This window comes from Duganella sp. CF402 (assembly GCF_900109645.1).
In the GTDB taxonomy this organism is placed as follows: Bacteria; Pseudomonadota; Gammaproteobacteria; order Burkholderiales; family Burkholderiaceae_D; genus Rugamonas.
Window position 1 is genome coordinate 968,890 of sequence record NZ_FOBG01000001.1, and the last position, 18,391, is coordinate 987,280.

Annotated in this window: 12 protein-coding genes and 1 riboswitch; of the genes, 9 read left to right on the forward strand and 3 right to left on the reverse strand. The window is 65.3% G+C overall.

Translation table 11 applies throughout. The features are described from left to right. Position 1 precedes the first annotated feature (1 nt). Entirely contained in the window at positions 2-661 is a 660-nt protein-coding gene (locus BMZ70_RS04440; protein WP_092270429.1) for a DUF2459 domain-containing protein, read from the reverse strand. Between the two features lie 114 nt (positions 662-775). Here BMZ70_RS04440 and BMZ70_RS04445 point away from each other — a divergent pair, with 114 nt between their 5' ends. From BMZ70_RS04445 to atzF, 9 genes are all read left to right on the forward strand, one after another. Then, the gene (locus BMZ70_RS04445) at positions 776-3,040 is read left to right on the forward strand and encodes a putative bifunctional diguanylate cyclase/phosphodiesterase (protein ID WP_092270432.1); all 2,265 of its coding nucleotides are present in this window, start codon (positions 776-778) and stop codon (positions 3,038-3,040) included. 155 nt (positions 3,041-3,195) lie between these two features. Next, positions 3,196-3,305, forward strand: a riboswitch (guanidine-I (ykkC/yxkD leader). A gap of 60 nt (positions 3,306-3,365) precedes the next feature. Continuing rightward, entirely contained in the window at positions 3,366-4,367 is a 1,002-nt protein-coding gene (locus BMZ70_RS04450; RefSeq protein WP_092270435.1) for an ABC transporter substrate-binding protein, read from the forward strand. Between the two features lie 9 nt (positions 4,368-4,376). Then, entirely contained in the window at positions 4,377-5,225 is an 849-nt protein-coding gene (locus BMZ70_RS04455) for an ABC transporter permease (RefSeq protein ID WP_229205290.1), read from the forward strand. Positions 5,226-5,228: 3 nt separating this feature from the next. Beyond that, positions 5,229-6,071: an ABC transporter ATP-binding protein gene (locus tag BMZ70_RS04460; protein WP_092270438.1), complete on the forward strand. Its 843-nt coding sequence runs from the start codon at positions 5,229-5,231 to the stop codon at positions 6,069-6,071. Continuing rightward, positions 6,068-6,784: an urea amidolyase associated protein UAAP1 gene (locus BMZ70_RS04465; protein ID WP_092270441.1), complete on the forward strand. Its 717-nt coding sequence runs from the start codon at positions 6,068-6,070 to the stop codon at positions 6,782-6,784. The genes BMZ70_RS04460 and BMZ70_RS04465 overlap by 4 nt, the downstream gene beginning before the upstream one ends. Positions 6,785-6,793: 9 nt before the next feature. Then, complete coding sequence (locus BMZ70_RS04470; protein ID WP_092270444.1) at positions 6,794-7,438, forward strand: urea amidolyase associated protein UAAP2; 645 nt, start codon at positions 6,794-6,796, stop codon at positions 7,436-7,438. 4 nt (positions 7,439-7,442) lie between these two features. Beyond that, positions 7,443-11,090, forward strand: coding sequence for an urea carboxylase (gene uca, locus BMZ70_RS04475; protein WP_092270447.1), 3,648 nt, complete (start codon positions 7,443-7,445; stop codon positions 11,088-11,090). A gap of 14 nt (positions 11,091-11,104) precedes the next feature. Continuing rightward, positions 11,105-11,995, forward strand: coding sequence for a TorF family putative porin (locus tag BMZ70_RS04480; protein WP_092270450.1), 891 nt, complete (start codon positions 11,105-11,107; stop codon positions 11,993-11,995). A gap of 13 nt (positions 11,996-12,008) precedes the next feature. Next, positions 12,009-13,682 (forward strand): allophanate hydrolase, encoded by a 1,674-nt coding sequence (atzF, locus tag BMZ70_RS04485; RefSeq protein ID WP_092270453.1) that lies wholly within the window; start codon positions 12,009-12,011, stop codon positions 13,680-13,682. Between the two features lie 13 nt (positions 13,683-13,695). Here atzF and BMZ70_RS04490 read toward each other — a convergent pair whose 3' ends face one another. Together BMZ70_RS04490 and galB are read right to left on the reverse strand one after the other, a co-directional pair. Further along, positions 13,696-15,705, reverse strand: coding sequence for a glycoside hydrolase family 43 protein (locus BMZ70_RS04490; protein WP_092270456.1), 2,010 nt, complete (start codon positions 15,703-15,705; stop codon positions 13,696-13,698). 12 nt (positions 15,706-15,717) lie between these two features. Continuing rightward, positions 15,718-18,378: a beta-galactosidase GalB gene (galB, locus tag BMZ70_RS04495; protein WP_092270459.1), complete on the reverse strand. Its 2,661-nt coding sequence runs from the start codon at positions 18,376-18,378 to the stop codon at positions 15,718-15,720. Positions 18,379-18,391 lie beyond the last annotated feature (13 nt).

The window sequence follows — 18,391 nt, forward strand, 5'->3', positions numbered from 1 at the left end:
TTCATATCGCCGGCGCCTGCTGGAGCTTCGAAATCTTCTCCGCCTGCTCGAACACGCTGCGGGCGGTGAGGTTGAAACCGGAGACCGGCACGCCGGCCGCCTGCAGCGCCCCCGCCACCCACGAATTGCAGTTGTTGAACACGCTGTAATTGCCGGTCGCCTGATAGAAGCGGTCGGGACTGCCTTCCTGCTTGCCCAGATAGATCGGCTTGCCGTCCGCGTCGGCGGCGATGCTGCGGTCGATGTACTCCGCCAGTTGCTGATAGCCGTGCTCGGTAATCGCCAGCGCCACGGTGTCGCGCGCCTGCGCGCCCAACGGCGGATTGGTATCGCGGCCGCCGGCCTGCAGCGCCGGGTAATCGGATGCCACCAGCGCCTTCACGGCAGTGGACCACGGCGGGTTCTCGGCGACGAAATACGCGCCATCGCCCCAGCCCAGCAGCATGTAGCGGTGATCGTGGAAATCGGCACGCAGCCTGGCGCTGCGGGCGAGGATGGCCGGGCCGTCGAACAGCAAGGCGGTGTGCCAGCCGTACTGCACCACGTAGACCGTGTGCGGCGCCGGGCCCGCAGGCAAGTCCGAACGGGCCGGGGCGCCGGCGCATCCCGCCAGCAAGGAGAACAGGGTGAGGACAACCAGCTGCTGGAAAATCGGTCTCATATATGGCCATGTGTGGCAAGGTCGGTCATTTTAACGTATTAACTCAGGATAATATTGCAGTATGTAAAGTAGTTGATTGACCGGGGCGTCCTCACCAGCCACACTGGCGCCCTTATGCCCACCTTGTTGTCCCGTTCCTCCCCGCTCGATCCTGCTGCGCCGGTGCCCCAATACCGGCAGGTGGGCTGGTTGCTGCTGATCGCGCTGGCGCTGCTGCTGGGCGCCTCCATTTCCCTGATCGTCCAGAAGCGCGCGGCGGTGTGGGAGCATGCGTTCAAGAGCACGCGCGACCTGTCGCTGGGGATGGAAGCGCTGGCCAGCGCCAGGCTGGCCCAGTCCGACGCCAGCCTGCGCGGTATTGCCAGCGACCTGCGCGAGCCGCCCATCACCGCCGGCACGGCCCAGGCGGCGGTGCGCAATGCCATGCGTTACGATCCGTTTTCCGCCTACCTCGGCGTGGTCGACACCGCGCAGCACACGGTGTTGGCGCTGGTGGCGCAAGGCGGTCCGGCCGAGCCAGCCGTGGCGGCGACGCTGGCCAACGCCATCGTGGCGCGCGCTCCGGGCGCGCTGGGCTTCCAGCAAATGCTGCGCCTGCCCGGCAGCGATGACTGGTTCCTGCCGCTGACCTTGCAACTGCCGCCGGCCGGCCAGCAACGCCTGACCGTGTTCGCGCTGGTCCCGGCCCGCAAGCTGATCGAGGGCGCGGAAAGCCTGCAACTGCTGCCCAGGGGCTATGTCACCTTCGCTGATGAGAACGGCGTGCGGCTGATGCGCTATGCCAAGGAGCTCAACCACCTTGATGTCAACGGGCCGCCGTTCCTTGCCACTACCCTGACCAGGCTGCGCGCGCAGACACACGGCAGTTTTGAAGCCTACAATCCGGTAGTCGGCTACCCGGTGGTGTTCGGCCACAGCCGCAGCAGGGACTTGCCGCTGTACGTTGGCGCCGGGCTGCCGGCCAGCGAGGTGACGGCGCAATGGCTGCGCGAGTCGATCGCGCCGTGTGCCTTGCTGGTGCTGGGGGTGGCCGGGGTGGTGGTGTTTGCCTACCGCTTGCGGGAGGCGCTGCAACGCCAGCATGCCAGCCATCAGCGCCAGCAGTACGAGGCGCGCCACGACCACCTGACCGGGCTGCTCAACCGCGACGCCTTCGCCCGCAGTGTCAAGGCCGGCTTGGCAGGGGCCAGGGGCGGCCAGCTGGCGTTGGTCCAAATCGACCTGAGCAATTTCAAGGACATCAACGACACGCTCGGCCACAGCGCCGGCGACCAGTTGATGCGCATCCTGGCGCGCCGCTTCGCGGCCTTGCTGCGCGGTTCGCCGGCGCAGGTGGCGCGCACCGGCGGCGACGAATTCGGCATCTTGCTGCGCGTTGGGCGCATCGATGAAGAACTGGCGGCACTGGAGCAGCGCTTGCGCGCCGGCCTGAAGCGGCCGATCACGGTGCAGGGCGTGGAGGTGGAACTGACCGCCAGCATGGGCGCGGCCATCTATCCGGCCGATGCCGGCGAGGCGGGCGAACTGTTTCGCTGCGCCGATATCGCGCTGTACGCCAGCAAGAACAGCCTGCAGCGTTTCACGCGCTACGCGCGCAGCATGGATAATTTTTCCGCAGACAGCCTGGCCATGAAGGCCGAGCTGGCCAAGGCGCTGCGCGACGGCAGCCTGAGCGTGGTGTACCAGCCCAAGCTGCGGCTGGACGACGGCAGCCTGGCCGGGGTGGAAGTGCTGTCGCGCTGGCGCCATCCGGTCAAGGGCATGGTGTCGCCGGCGGTGTTCATTCCGCTGGCGGAAAACACCGAGTTGATCCATCCATTCACGCGCTGCGTGCTGCAGACGGCGATTGCGCAAGCCAGCCAGTGGCAGGTGCGCGGCCGCGCGGTGCCGGTGGCGGTCAACGTCAGCACCAACAATCTGCTCGACCCCGGCTTCACCGATACCGTGGCCGAACTGCTGGCGGCCAACGGCCTGCCGCCGCAGCTGCTGGAGCTGGAAATCACCGAAAGCGCCATCATGCGCCACCCCGAGATGACGCTCAAGCGGCTGCACGCCTTGCGCGAACTGGGCGTGCGCCTGTCGATCGACGACTTCGGTACCGGCTACACCTCGCTGGCCTACCTCAAGCTGCTGCCGGTGCACACCCTGAAGATCGACCAGCTGTTCGTGCGCAATCTGGACCGCGACGCCGGCGACCAGCGCATCGCGCGCAGCGCCATCCAGCTGGGCCACGGTTTCGGCATGACCGTGGTGGCCGAAGGCGTGGAGTCGGGCGACGTGGCAGCCATGCTGCGCGACTATGGCTGCGATTACGTGCAAGGCTACCACTACAGCCGGCCGCTGCCGGCCGACGAGTTCGAGGCGCAATGGCTGGCGTGAGGCCCGCTACTGGTGCAGTGCGCACCGCGCTGGTGCGTTTATGCTGTGCGGCTAACACCACCGCCACTACTCCAGCAGCAATATTGTCTGGCACACATCCTGCTTGATAGAAAACCAGCGAGAGGCGCGGCAGACTTTGCCATGTAGCGCTTCTTGAGCATGGACGCTAGGGTTCCGATCGCGCAACGCGATGCCTGGACCGAGAGCATCCGGCTTCGAAGGCAGTTGGTTCGAAGCTCCACGGAGGGATAAAAGCCCGGGAGGTCGTCACATTCGCAATGTGATGCTCGCCTCTCGTTCTTTCAATCCTAACGGGAGTGTGCTCATGCCAAATCGCTTCGCCCCGCGCGTTCTGCGCAACTTAATCTCCGCCGTTGTTTGTGCCGTGCTGACCTTGGGCGCGTTCGCTCCCGCCAAAGCCGAAGTCAAAGTGGGCGTCTCCGATTGGCCGGGCTGGGTGGCCTGGTACGTGGCCGAGCAAAAGGGCTATTTCGCCGCGCATGGCGCCAAGGTCAAGCTGGTGTGGTTCGCCAATTACACCGATTCGATTTCGGCCCTGTCCAGCGGCCAGCTGGACGGCAACTCGCAAACCTGGTCCGACACCATGACGCCGCTGGCGCGCAAGGTGAAGGTCAAGACCATCCTCGTCAACGACAACTCGGCCGGCAACGACGCGCTGATGGTCAGCCCGAAAATCCGCAGCTTCGCCGATTTGAAGGGCAAGTCGGTGGCGCTGGAGCAGTACAGCATCTCCCACTTCGTGCTGGCCAATGCGCTCAGCCGCAACGGCATGTCGATCCGCGACGTCAAGATCGTCAACCTGTCGGCCGGCGATGCGGCGGCAGCTTTCATGTCCGGCCGCGCCGATGCGGCGGTGGTGTGGAACCCGTGGGTGTCGCGCATTGAGAGCAGCGGCAAGGGCCGCGCGCTGTTCACCTCCAAGGACATGCCGGGACTGGTGCCGGACCTGCTGGTGGCGCACGAAAAAGCCCTCGGCGACAAGGCCAAGCGCGCCGAATTGGTGGGCATGATCAAGGCCTGGTTCGACACCGAGGAATTCATCCGCAGCCATCCGGACGAAGCGCTGAAGATCATGTCCAAGGTGGTGAGCCTGAAGCCTGCCGAATATCAGGTGTTCATGCCGGGCACGCGCTTCTTCAACGCCGCCGACAACCTGGCGGCGATGGATGCGGCCAATCCGAAGTCGCTGGTGGCGGTCGGCCCGACCATCCACCAGTTCCTTAGCTCGAACAAATTGGTCGACGGCGCGGTGGACTTCAGCAGCGGCATCGACAAATCCCTGCTGCTCGACGCACAAAAGAAATAAGAGGCTGCCATGTCGAACATGAATGAAGGTCCGGCAGCGTCGGGAGGCGTGTCGCGCGTGCGCAACCGCCGCTCGCCGTGGTCGGTGCGCGGGCAACTGCCGCGCGGCGTCCTGCTGGCACTGGCGCTGCTTGGTTTCCTGCTGCCGTGCGTGAGCTGGCTGGTGGTGTCGGGTTACGGCCTGGTGGACGGCGTGTTCCTGCCGACGCTGCCGCAGGTGCTGCACAGCGCCCGCGAATGGGCGCTGGACGGCGACCTGCTGGGCGACACCGGCATCAGCATCGCCCGCGTCTACGGTGGCTTTGCGCTGTCGGTGGTGGTGGCGCTGCCGCTGGGGATCCTGCTCGGCGCCATGCCGCCGGCGCGCGCCTTGCTGGAACCGGTGATCGATTTCAGCCGCTACCTGCCGGCGGTGGCCTTCATTCCGCTCATCATGCTGTGGATCGGGATCGATGAAAGCGCCAAGGTGGCGGTGATTTTCATCGGTACCTTCTGCCAGATGATTTTGCTGATTGCCGCCGACATCGCCCGCGTGCCGGATGCGCCGATCGAGGCGGCCCGCACGATGGGCGCGACCAACGAGGAAATCATCCAGCACGTGCTGATTCCCGCCGCCTGGCCGGCCATGTTCGACACCCTGCGCGCGATGATGGGCCTCTCGTGGACCTACCTGGTGGTGGCGGAGTTGGTGGCGGCCAGTTCGGGCTTGGGCTTCTCCATCCTCAAGGCGCAGCGTTTCCTGCAGACCGACAAAATCTTCGCCGGCATTCTGCTGATCGGCCTGGCCGGCCTGCTGACCGACCAGGCGTTCCGCTGGCTGCACCGCCGCGCTTTCCCTTGGCATCACCTGCGGACCTGAACGATGAAAAACAACGTGAACAAAATCTGCATCCGCAATCTCGACAAGCATTACGGCGCCGGCGCGCGCCGCACGCAAGCGCTCAGCGATGTGAACCTCGATATCGCACCGGGCGAGTTCGTGACGCTGGTGGGCGCGTCGGGATGCGGCAAGTCGACCTTGCTGCGCACGCTGGGCGGGCTGGAAGAATACGAGAGCGGCAGCATGGACTGCAATGGCCGGCCAGTCGACGGTCCGGGGCCGGACCGCGCGATGGTATTCCAGAGCTACAGCCTGTATCCGTGGCTGACGGTGCAGGAGAATGTGCGCTTCTGCCGCCGCCTGCATCACCACCGCGACGACACCACCTCGGCCGACGTCGAACGCGCCTCCGGCCGCGCCGATGCTTTGATTGCGCTGATGGGGCTTGGCCACGTGCGCCATGCCTATCCATCCGAACTGTCGGGAGGCATGCAGCAGCGCGTCGCCATCGCCCGCGCGCTGATGGTGAAGCCGGAAGTGCTGTTGATGGACGAACCATTCGGCGCGCTCGACGCGCAAACGCGCGAAGTGATGCATGACCTGATGCGCTTCCTCTACCTGCGCGAGCAAACCACCGTGGTGTTTGTGACGCACGACGTGGAGGAGGCCATCTACCTGGGCCAGCGCGTGGTGGTGATGGCGCCGCGCCCCGGCCGCATCGACTCTATTTTTGACGTGCCATTTGGTACGCAGCGCGACCAGGACTTGAAGCTGTCGCCCGAATTCACCGATCTGAAACGCCGGATATTGGACCGCATCCGCGAAACGTCCGGCATGAAAACCGACCTCGAACAACTGCAGAAATGTACCGGAGACCTGGCATGAGCAATCAAGAACTGTTATGGGAAGAAGTGGTACCGGGCGGCGGCCACCTGTCGTTCCGCTTGCGGCGCGGCACGACGCTGCGCTTCACGGACCTGGACGGCGGCGCCAACCTGTCGCTGATGCTGTACCGCGCCGACGAACGGCTCGAGCGCCTCAACCTGCCGGATACGCTAAAAGCCCAGCACACCGCGCACCTGACCGCCGGCCACGTGCTGTACTCGGACATGGGGCGCATCCTGGCCGCCATCACTGCCGACACGGTGGGCTGGCACGACCCGCTGTGCGGCGTGTCGGATGCGGCGCAAGTGGCGGCCAAGTACGGTCCCAGCCGCTATCAGGAAGACCGCAACGCCATGCACCGCAACGGCAAGGACAGCCTGCTGGTGGAGTTGTGCAAGTGGGGTCTGGGCTGGCGCGATCTGATGCCTTCGCTGAATCTGTTCTCGAAAGTGGTTGTCAACGACGGCGGCTACTTCGAGTTCGTAGAAGGTCATTCGCCGGCCGGCGGCTGCGTCGACCTGCGCTTCGAGATGGATACGCTGGTGGCCTTGTCCGCCGCGCCGCATCCGCTGGCGCCAGCGGGCCAATATCAGCCAGGCCGCGTCGGCATCGCCGCCCGCCACACCGGCGTGGCCGGGCCGGAAGACTTCTGCCGCCTGTCCTGCGCTGAAAACCAGCGCGGCTACGCCAACACCGAACTCGCATTCCGCTAGGAGAATTTCATGCAATCGCTACAAACCAGCCAGCTCGATCCGGCCCACGCCATCTTCGACCATGTGCACGCCGCCGGCGAACCTTGGACCCACACGCTGAAGCGCGGGCAAATCTTCCGCATCATCGACCTGGAAGGCAATCAGGCGGTGGACACGCTGTTCTACAACGCGCATGACACCAGCGAAAGCTACAGCGCCACCGACACCTTGCAGCGCCAGGGCAGCGTGTACCTGAGCAGCGGCTCGGTGCTGCGCTCGAACCGTGGAAACGCCATGCTGACCATCGTGGCCGACACCTGTGGGCGCCACGACACGCTGGGCGGCGCCTGCGCCTCCGAGAGCAACATCGTGCGCTACGCGCCGGAGAAGAAGTACATGCACAGCTGCCGCGACAACTTCCTGCTTGGCCTGGCGCGGCTGGATCGCGGCATGGGCAAGCGCGACCTCGCGCCCAACATCAACTTCTTCATGAACGTGCCGGTGACCCCGCTGGGCGGCCTGACGTTTGAAGATGGCGTGTCCGGCGCCGGCAAGTACGTCGAACTGCGCGCCGAAATGGACGTGCTGGTGCTGGTATCCAACTGCCCGCAGTTGAACAATCCATGCAATGCCTACAACCCGACGCCGGTGCGGTTTGTAGTGTGGGAGGGTTAAACCGATGTTCAGCAAAATACTGATCGCCAATCGCGGCGAAATTGCCTGCCGCGTCATCCGCACCGCCCGCAAGATGGGCATCAAGACCGTGGCGATTTACTCCGAAGCCGACCTGGAATCGCTGCACGTGCGGCTAGCCGACGAAGCAGTGTGCATCGGCGCGCCTGCGGCCAGCGAAAGCTACCTGAATGCGCGCGTGGTGCTGGATGCGGCGCTGAGCACCGGCGCGCAGGCTATCCACCCCGGCTACGGCTTCATGAGCGAAAACGCCGGCTTTGCGGAGGCATGCGCGGAAGCGGGCATCACTTTCATTGGTCCGCGTCCATCGCAGATGCGCGAGTTTGGCCTCAAGCACACGGCGCGCGCGCTGGCGCAGCAGGCGCTGGTGCCGCTGCTGCCGGGTACGGAACTGCTGCCGGATCTGCCGTCCGCGCTGGAACATGCGGAGCGCATCGGCTATCCGGTCATGTTGAAGAGTACCGCCGGCGGCGGCGGCATTGGCATGCGCCTGTGCGCCGATGCGGAAGAACTGAAGGCGGCCTACGCCTCGGTCAAGCACCTGTCGGAGAACAACTTCAAGAACAGCGGCATGTATCTTGAAAAATTCGTCCGCAACGCACGCCACGTGGAGGTGCAGATCTTTGGCGATGGACGCGGCAACGTGGTGTCGCTGGGCGAGCGCGATTGCTCGGTGCAGCGCCGCCACCAGAAGGTGATCGAAGAGACTCCGGCGCCCGGCATCAGCGAGGTTACCCGCGCCGCGCTGGCCGAAACGGCGGTGCGGCTGGCGCGTTCCATCAGCTATCTGTCGGCCGGTACGGTGGAATATGTGCTGGACGCAGACAGCGGCGAATTCTACTTCCTCGAGGTGAACACGCGCCTGCAGGTGGAACACGGCGTGACGGAGCTGGTATTCGGCGTCGACCTGGTGGAGTGGATGATACGCGCAGCCGGCGATGGCTTTGAGCTGCCGCCGCAAGACTCCTTGCACAGCAGCGGCCACGCCATGCAACTGCGCGTGTACGCGGAAGATCCGGCCAAGAACTTCCAGCCATCGTCCGGCGTGCTGACCGAGGTGCAGTTTGCGCCGGACCTGCGGGTGGATACGTGGGTCGAGCGCGGCGTGACGGTCAGTCCGTACTACGATCCGCTGGTGGCCAAGCTGCTGGTGTACCGCGCCAGCCGCGCCGAATCGATCGCCGCGCTGGCCGGGGCGATGCAGCACACGCGCATCGACGGTATCGAGACCAATCTCGCGTATCTGGCGACGATTCTGGACTATCCGTTGTTCCAGCAAGGCCGCCAGACCACGCAGTTCCTGGCTTCCATGCCGTACCAGCCGCGTACCGTGGACGTGCTGGATGGCGGCATCCAGACTACGCTGCAGGATTATCCGGGCCGGGTGGGCCTGTGGGCGGTCGGCATCCCGCCATCCGGTCCGATGGACGCCTACGCGCATCGCTACGCCAACCATCTGCTTGGTAACGACGCCGCCAGCGCGGTGATGGAGATGACGCTGCAAGGCGCCACCGTGCGCTTCAACTACGCCACCCACATCGCACTGGCCGGCGCCGACATGGGCGCGCTGCTGGAAAGCGGCGGCGAGGAACGCGCGCTGGACACCTGGCGCGCCCATTCGGTGCAGGCGGGCGACACGCTGCGGCTGTCCGGCATCAAGGGCGCCGGCTTACGCGGCTATCTTGCGGTCAGTGGCGGTTTTGATACGCCGGAATACCTCGGCAGCCGCGCCACCTTCACGCTGGGGAATTTCGGCGGCCACGGTGGCCGTGCGCTGCGCAGCGGCGATGTGCTGAAGCTGAATGCGCCGCTGCCATTGCCTGCAATGGACGCATCGACCGCATCGACCGCATCGGCTGCATCGGCCACCCTGGCCGCGCCGCCGCAGTACGCTCACACGTGGCAGATCGCCGTGCATTACGGCCCGCACGGCGCGCCCGACTTCTTCACCGACGAAGATATCGACATGTTCTTCGGCACCGACTGGGAAGTGCACTTCAATTCCAGCCGCACCGGCGTGCGCCTGAACGGTCCCAAGCCGCGCTGGGCGCGTACCGATGGCGGTGAGGCGGGCCTGCATCCGTCGAATATCCACGATAACGCCTACGCCATCGGCTCGATCGACTTCACCGGCGACATGCCGGTGATCCTCGGACCGGATGGCCCAAGCCTGGGAGGCTTCGTGTGCCCGGCGGTGATCGTGTCGGCCGATTTGTGGAAGATGGGCCAGCTGAAACCGGGCGACAAAGTGCGCTTCATCCGCGTCACGCCGGAGCAGGCGGTGACGATGCGCGATGCGCTGGAAAGCAGCTTTGACCACACGCACGACGCCTTGCCGCTGATTGCGCCAGTGCAGAGCGAGGAAGGCGATCGCTCACCAGCCATCGCCGGCGAGGGCGCCTACAGCGACGGCACGCGCGTGCTGTTCCGCCGCGCCGGCGACGACTACCTGCTGGCCGAATTCGGCGACATGGTGCTCGACATCACGCTGCGCTTTAAGGTGCACGCGCTAATGCAGGCCATCGAACACGCCGCGCTGCCGGGCGTGATCGACCTGACGCCGGGTATCCGCTCGCTGCAAATCCACTTCGACCACCGCAAGCTGCCGTCGGCAAAGCTGATGGACGTGATCGACGGCCTGCTGCGCAACGCGCCGTCGATTGACGCCATCGTGGTCCCGTCGCGCATCGTGCACCTGCCGCTGGCGTGGAACGACAGCCAGACCCAGCTCGCCATCCGGAAGTACGAAACCACGGTGCGTCCCGGCGCGCCCTGGTGCCCGAGCAATATCGAATTCATCCGCCGCATCAATGGCCTGACCAGCGAGCGCGATGTGTACGACGCCGTGTTCGGCGCCAGCTACATGGTGCTGGGCCTCGGCGACGTTTATCTCGGCGCGCCGGTGGCCACGCCGGTCGATCCGCGCCATCGTCTGGTCACCACCAAGTACAACCCGGCGCGCACCTGGACGCCGGAAAATGCGGTAGGCATCGGCGGCGCTTACATGTGCGTGTATGGCATGGAAGGGCCGGGCGGCTACCAGTTCGTCGGCCGCACGGTGCAGATGTGGAACCGCTATCGCCAGACCGGCAGCTTCCGCGACGGCCAGCCGTGGCTCCTGCGCCTGTTCGACCAGATTCGCTTCTATGAAGTGAGCGAGGAGCAACTGCTGCGCCATCGGCAGGACTTTCCGCTGGGCCGCTTCGAGGTGCGTATCGAGGAAACCACGTTCTCGCTGGCGGACTACAAGCAGTTCCTGCAGCGCGAGCAGCAATCCATCGCCGCGTTCAAGGAGGTGCAGCAGGCTTCCTTCCACGCCGAGCGCGAACGCTGGATCGCCAACGGCCAGGCCGATTTCGTCAGCGAGGAGGCGGGCGGCAACGACGCCGACGGCGCCGAGCTGGAAGACGGCAGCGAATACCTGACCGCCGAAGTTCCCGGCAGCGTGTGGCAAATCCTTGCCGAGCCGGGACAAGAACTCAAGCGCGGCGACGTGATCGCCATTTTCGAATCCATGAAGATGGAAATTTCGCTCAAGGCGCGCAGCGCCGGCGTGGTGTCCGACTGGCTGGTGGCCAAGGGAACGCCGGTCAACGCCGGCCAGCGCATTGCAGTTTTCAAACCACATCAATAACCGGGAGAGTGCTTATGTTTTATCGCAAAATCGTTGTGACCGCCGTTTCGATCGCTTGCCTGAGCCAGATGAACGCCGTACTGGCGGAGGATGCGGCGCCGCCGGCGCCATCGTGGACCGGGCATGTGGATCTGGTGAGCCGCTACGTCCTGCGCGGGATCACGGAGACTTATGGCCCGGGCGCGCCGCTCGGCAACGTTGGCGCCGATGCGCCGGAGTCGGACCGCGCGGCATTGCAGTGGGGCGCGGATTGGTCGGATCCGTCGGGCTTCTATGCCGGCTACTTCGGCAGCACCATCAACTATTCGTATCGCCGCCTGGGCGAGTCGTACGGCAACCGCAACATCGCCGACTTCCAGTCGAAGAAATCGGTGGAGAACGATCTGTATGGCGGCTATAACGGCAAGGCGGGGGACTTCAGCTACTCGGTCGGCGCCACCGGCTACGTGTACATCAACGGCAAGTCGTCGAACGCGCTGGAGACCAAGCTGTCGGTGGGCTACGGCGACTTCACGCTGGGCGCGCAGACGCTGCTCAACGATGTCGTGTGGGGCAACAAGGGCGATACTTACTGGACGCTGAACTTCGCACATCCGCTGCCGGCCGGGATCAATTTCACGGCGTCGCTGGGATACTACACCTATCACAAGGAGGGCAAGTTCATGGGCACGCGCGATACGGCACTGGGCGTCGCTTGCCCGGCGGGCCAGAGCTTTATCGTGAACGGTTGCTTGCCGGGTGGCGCGCCGATATCGGGCGGCTTTCGTCACTTGATCGTGGGCGTGGCGCAGCCGATCGGCGAGACCGGCTTGACGTGGGGCTTGCAAGGCATCCTTGGCGGCGATAACCGCTACGGCGTGCGCCAGAAGAACCAGTTGCTGGCGACGCTCAGCTACGGCTTTTAAACGGGAGTGAGCGATGCAGAATAATTCACCACACGCGCCGTCGGCGTGGATTACGCGCTTCGATGCGCTGGTTGGCGCCGATGCTGCCGCCAATGCGCCGCTTGCCGGATTGCGGTTTGCGGTCAAGGATAATATTGATGTCGCGCAGGTGCCGACGACGGCGGCTTGTCCGGCCTATTCCTACACACCGGTGAAGCATGCGCATGTGGTTGAGCGCTTGCTTTCTGCTGGCGCGCTGGCGGCGGGCAAGACCAATCTGGATCAATTTGCCTGCGGCTTGAATGGTACGCGCTCGCCATATGGCGCGGTGCCGAACAGCTTCGATGCGCGGTACGTCAGCGGCGGTTCCAGCTCCGGGTCGGCCTATGTGGTGGCGACCGGGCAGGTTGATTTTGCGCTTGGCACCGATACTGCGGGTTCGGGACGCGTACCGGCGGGCTTGAATAACATCGTTGGCCTGAAGCCGTCGCGTGGCTTGCTCAGCGCACGCGGCGTGGTGCCGGCTGCGCCGAGCGCGGACTGCGTGTCGATTTTTGCCCGCACAGTTGGCACGGCGGTGCAGGTGTTGAAGGCGGCGCTGGGCTACGATGCGGCCGATCCGTACTCGCGTGAACTGACGCTGGATGCGGCGCCGTTCGCGCCGCGCTTCCGTTTCGGTGTGCCGGATGTCCTGAACTTCTTCGGCGATGCGCAGGCGGAGCAGGCGTTCAAGGAGGCTATCCAGCGCATGGAGGCGCTGGGCGGCGTGCGCTCCGATATCGCCTACGCACCGCTGGCCGAGGCGGCGGGTCTGCTGTACGACAGCGCGCTGGTGGCTGAACGCTACGCCGCCTTGCGCGAGTTCGTCGATCAGCAGGAAGGGGAAGTGATTGAGCCGGTGCGCAGCATCCTGGCGGGTGGGCGGCGCTACTCTGCGGCCGATCTGGTGGATGCGCAGTTGCGCCTGCGGGCGCTGGCGCAACGTGTGGCGCCGATGTGGCAGGGTGTCGATGTGCTGCTGGTGCCGACAGCGCCGACGCATTACACGATCGAAGCCATGCAGCAGGATCCTGTGACGCTGAACCGCAATCTCGGCGCGTACACCAACTTCGTCAACCTGCTCGATTACGCGGCGATTTCGGTCCCGAGCAGCATGCGCCCGGACGGCCTGCCGTTCGGCGTCACGCTGATCGCGCCATGCGGCGCCGACCTTCGGCTTGCAGACCTCGGCCAGCGCTATCACCACGCCACCGGCCTGCCGCAAGGCGCAACCGGCCAGCCGTTGCCCGATCCCGTGCCAGTGCTTGGGAAGGGAGGGGCGACGGTCCGCGTGGCGGTGGTCGGCGCGCACCTGTCGGGGATGCCGCTGAACGGGCAGTTGACGGAACGCGGTGCGACGCTGGTGGCGGCCACGCAGACGGCGGCCGAGTATCGCCTGTACGCGTTGCCCGGCACCGTGCCGCCGAAGCCCGGCATGGTGCGGGTCGCAGCGGGCGAGGGGCACGCGATTGCAGTAGAGGTGTGGGAGATGCCGGCCGCGCACTACGGCAGCTTCGTCGCGCTGATCCCGTGGCCGCTTGGCATCGGCACCATCACACTGGCTGACGGTTCAACGGTGCAGGGCTTCGCCTGCGATGCGCTCGCGCTGAACGGTGCGGAAGACATCTCGCACCACGGCGGCTGGCGCGCCTACATCGCCTCACGCTGACGGTCACCGCGCGCTACTGCGCTTTGACTTCACTCCAGTTGAAGCGCACGCCATCGCTGCCGTCCGGGATCGGCCCCGGACTGTCGGCGATCAGCGCGCCGGTCTGCGGATGGATGCGCAGATAGAAGTTGGTCTGCAAGGACATTAACAGCAGCTCGCCGGTCGGCGTTTCCATCCACTGGAAGCTCTGCGCGAGACCGGGCCGCACGGCTTGCACCGCCGCGCCGCCATCGGCGCCGATGCTGAGGAAACCGCCGCCGGCTTGCAGCGCGACGCGGCCGAGACCAACGTCACGCACGGTGAATGTCAGCGGCTGCGTCGCCGCCCGTCCCACGGCGGCGCGCAGCTGAATGGTCTGCTCATACGGGATAGGCCGCCTCAAGCCGTGCGGGTAGGGCTGATCGACGGTGATGCTGTCGAAGTCCGCCGCACCCCCATTCTGCTCGCCGGTGTTGTAGTTGAACAGCGCGTAGCGCACACCCTGGAAAGTGGTCAGCTGGAAGATCATGGTGAATTCCTGCCCGATCGGCTGGAAGTTTTCGCCATCGGTGGAATAGCTGAAGCGCGCCTTCTCGGTCATGAAATCGCACTCGGCGCGCAGCCACAGACGCGTTGCGGTGATGGGCACGCGCACCGTCTGGTTGCGGGCCTGGTCGAACAAGGCCAGCGCCAGCTTGCCGCCCTTGCGTTCCACGCCCAGCGTGGCATAGGGCAGATTAAGCAGGGCGAGTCCGGCTACGTCGTTTTCCAGCAGACCCGCCGCGTCCAGCGCCACCGTTGGCGACGACATCGGGCCGATGGCGCGCTGCGTCAGCGTATTGCGCGCTTCCCAGAACGAAGCGGCCGGCATGGAGCGCAGCCGCAGGAAGCCCGGCCGCTCGCTCAGCGACCAGCGATCCTCCACCGGCACATGATTCCACTGCCACACCGGCTTGAGGGCCGTCTCGGAGAAGTCGTCATTGCGCTCGAATGGCGTCTTGATCTGCTGCCGCTCGGCCACGCGCGGCTTGACCCAGGTGCGTGGATTGCGTCCCGGATTGCCGGGCAAGCCGAAATACGGCCAGCCATCCTTCCACGTCACCGGCGCGAGACTGGTGAGGCGACCGACCGAGTTATAGTCCATCATCGAGAAGCCCCACCACTCGCCAGCCTCGGTCAGCACGATACCGCCTTGATGCATGGCGGTAGCGTCGCGCGAGGCCGGATTCGGCGGACTGACTTCAAACGGATACTGCTTGTTATTCAAGCGGTAGCCGCGCACCAGGCCAAAGCCTTCATCCTTGCTGATCGCCTGATTGACCTCATACGGTCCGTAGACGTTGTCCGCCCGCGCCGCCGGCATGCGGAAGCCGCCCGCGTAGTTGGAGCTGAGGATGTAGTACTTGCCGCCGATCTTGTAGAAATGCGCGCCTTCGCCCATGCCGTCGGTCTTGGCAAACAAGATCTTCTCGGTGCTGGGCACAATGTCGAGCAGGTCGTCAGTCAGCTGCGCGATGTGCATGTCCTGATGGCCCCACACCGCGTAGGCCTTGTTGTCGTCATCGAACAGCACCGACAAATCGTGCAGGCTGCGTTTCATCTCCCAATGCACCCACGGCCCGCGCGGATTGATGGCGGAGTAGATTTGGGTACCGCGCCCATTCACATTGGTGAAGATGTAGAACACGCCGTTGCGGTAGCGTAGGCTCGGGGCCCAGATGCCTTGCCCGTAAATGTTCTTGCCGCCTTCGAGATGGTAGGCCGGGCCGAAGTCCAGCCGGTCGGCGGCGTAGCTGAGGAATTCCCAGTTGACCAGATCCCTGGACCTCAGCACCGGCAGGCCGGGCATGGCGTGCATGGTGGTGCCGGTGAGGTAGAACCATTCGTTCACGCGAATGATGTCCGGGTCGGAGAACTCGTCGTAAAACAGAGGATTGGTGAAGGTGCCGTTGCCGTTATCCGGCGTCCAGGTGCGCGCTGGCTGTGCGTGCGCGGCGCCGGCCAGCAGCGCTGCGGCCAGTAACAACAAGGCGGCTTTCTTCATCCTCAGTCTCCGTTAGTCGGCGCGCAGCGTGACCGTTGCCGGTTGCAGTCCTTCCGCTGTGGCGCGCACCGTGATGTTACCGCGCTTGCCAGGCACCGCGCGCACAATCGCAAGCGCCAGGCCATTGAACGCCGCGCGCTCCGGTGATTTGAACGATTCCAGATTGGTCGGATCGCCATTGTCGGTGGCCACCAGTTCGCCCGGGCCTTCCACCGTAAAGCGGATGCGCTGGTCGGCGCGCGGCGCGGTCACGCCGTTGGCGTCGGCCACGCGCACCGTGACGAAGGACAGGTCGCGGCCATCGGCGGCGATGGTGCTGCGGTCGGCCGTGGCATGCAGCGCTGCGGCGGCTTGCGCGGTCTTGACCGACGAACGCGCCCATTCCTTGCCATCCTTGTAGGCGATCACGCTGATTTCACCCGGTTCGTAGACTACGTAGTCCCAACGCAGGCGGTACTCATAAGGCGCCTTCTTGCGGCGGCCCTGCGATTTGCCGTTGACGAACAGCTCCGCCTCATCGCCCGACGTGAACAGGTGCACCGGCGTGACTTCGCCGACGCGCTCCGGCCAGGTCCAATGCGGCAGCAGGTGCGCCAGCGGCAGGTCCGGCCGCCAGCGCGACTGGTACAGGTAGTAGCGGTCTTTCGGGAATCCGGCCAGGTCGATGATGCCGGAATACGAACTGCGCGCGCCGTAGTAGGGCGTTGGCTCGCCGAGATAATCCCAGCCGGTCCACACAAATTCGCCCGCCACGTAAGGGTTCTGATCCTGCGCCGCCCACGAGCGGTCGGCCGAGCTGCCGAAATCGGCGGCAAACAATTCGTAGGCGCTGACCTGCTGGCGTTTCGGATCGCCGCCGACACCGGGCCGCACCGGTGCGCTAATCACGCCCGGCACCGGGAACTGGTACTCGCCACGGCTGCTCAGGGCTGATGCGCTTTCCGTCGACAAGATCATCTTGTCCGGGAACTTGGCGTGGAAAGCCGGGAACTGGCCGGGCAGGCTGCGGATGCCGGCACCCTGGTAATTCAGGCTGATGACATCGACGGTAGCCGGCAGCGGCATGTCGGACTTGGCGTAGTTCATGGCCACGGTGGCAGGCCGGGTCGGATCCTCCTGATGCGCGATGCTCACCAGTTTGGCGCCGATCGCCGCGCCGGCCTCGCCGGTGTACTGTTCGCCCACCTCGTTCCCCACGCTCCACATGATGATGGAAGGGTGATTGCGGTCGCGCCGCAGCATGGCGCGCAAGTCCTGCTCGTGCCAGTCGGGGAAGATCAGGTGGAAGTCCAGCGGCGTTTTCTTGCGTTCCCACGAATCGAATACTTCGTCCATCACCAGGATGCCCATGCGGTCGGTCAGCTCCAGCAGTTCCGGCGAAGGCGGATTGTGGCTCATGCGCACCGCGTTGGCGCCCATTTCCTGCAGCATCTGCAGCTGGCGTTCGGCGGCGCGGCGGTTAAAGGCCGCACCCAGTGCACCGAGGTCGTGGTGGTTATTGACGCCGTTGATCATGATCTTTTCGTCGTTGACGAACAGGCCCTGGTTCGGATCGAAACGCAGCGAGCGGACGCCAAACGGCGTTTCATAAGTGTCCACGGCCTTGCCGTTGCGGCTGACCGTGGTGACGGCCACGTAGCGGTGCGGCCGCTGTTGCGGCAGCGGGCCCCACAAGCGCGGCTGCGCAATGCGCGCGCCGGCGTTGACGGTAGCGGAGCCGCGCGCGGCCACGGTGACGCGCTGCGTTGGCATGCTGGCGACGGCGCTGCCGGTGCGGCGACCATCATCGCCCAGCGCATACAGCTGCGTATTGATGTCCAGCGTGGCGGCGTCCTTGCCGTCGTTGTCGACCGTGACGGCCAATTCCACTTGCGCCGCCGCGCGGCTCACCTCCGGCGTGCGGATCACGGTGCCCCAGTGGGCGACGTGTACCGGATTGCTGACCGTCAGCCACACATCGCGGTACAAGCCCGCGCCCGGATACCAGCGCGCCGATTCGGCCGGGTTGTCGAGGCGGATCGCCAGCTGGTTGTCGCCGCCCGGCACCGCGTAAGGCGTCAGGTCGAGGCGGAAGGAGTTGTAACCGTATGGCCAGCCGCCGACCAGCCGGCCATTGAGCCACACGGTCGCATGCGACATGGCGCCGTCGATATCGAGGAAGATGGACTGGCCCTTGTCGCGGGCCGGGATGTCGAGCTTCTTGCGATACCAGGCCGGTCCCCATGTGGTGAGCCGCCCCATGCCGCCATACGGGCCGGTGGCGAGGAAGGGGCCTTCAATGGCCCAGTCGTGCGGCAGCGTGACGGCGCGCCAGTTGCGGTCATCAAAGTCCTTGCGCAGCAGTGGCGGCGAGACGGCGGGATCGGCGGCGGGACGTTGCGAGCGCTGGGCGGGGTTGGCGACGAAGGCGTTACCGCTTGGGAGTATCCACGGTTTTAGCAGGCCGTCGGCCGGGCGTTGCAGGTGTTCCGCTTCGTCGGGGCGGGCGTCCGCCACCTTGCCGTCGGCGCTCTCGCGGATCACCGGGCGCACATCATATTGAAGCTGCGGGCCGTAGCCATCCGGATCGCCGCGCTGGAAGCGCCAGCCGTCGTTGATGGTATGGCGCTCCGCGTGGATGGGAGGATGGATCAGGGCGAAGCCGAGCAAGCCGGCGTAAAGATAGCGGTGCATAGTCAAGATGTCT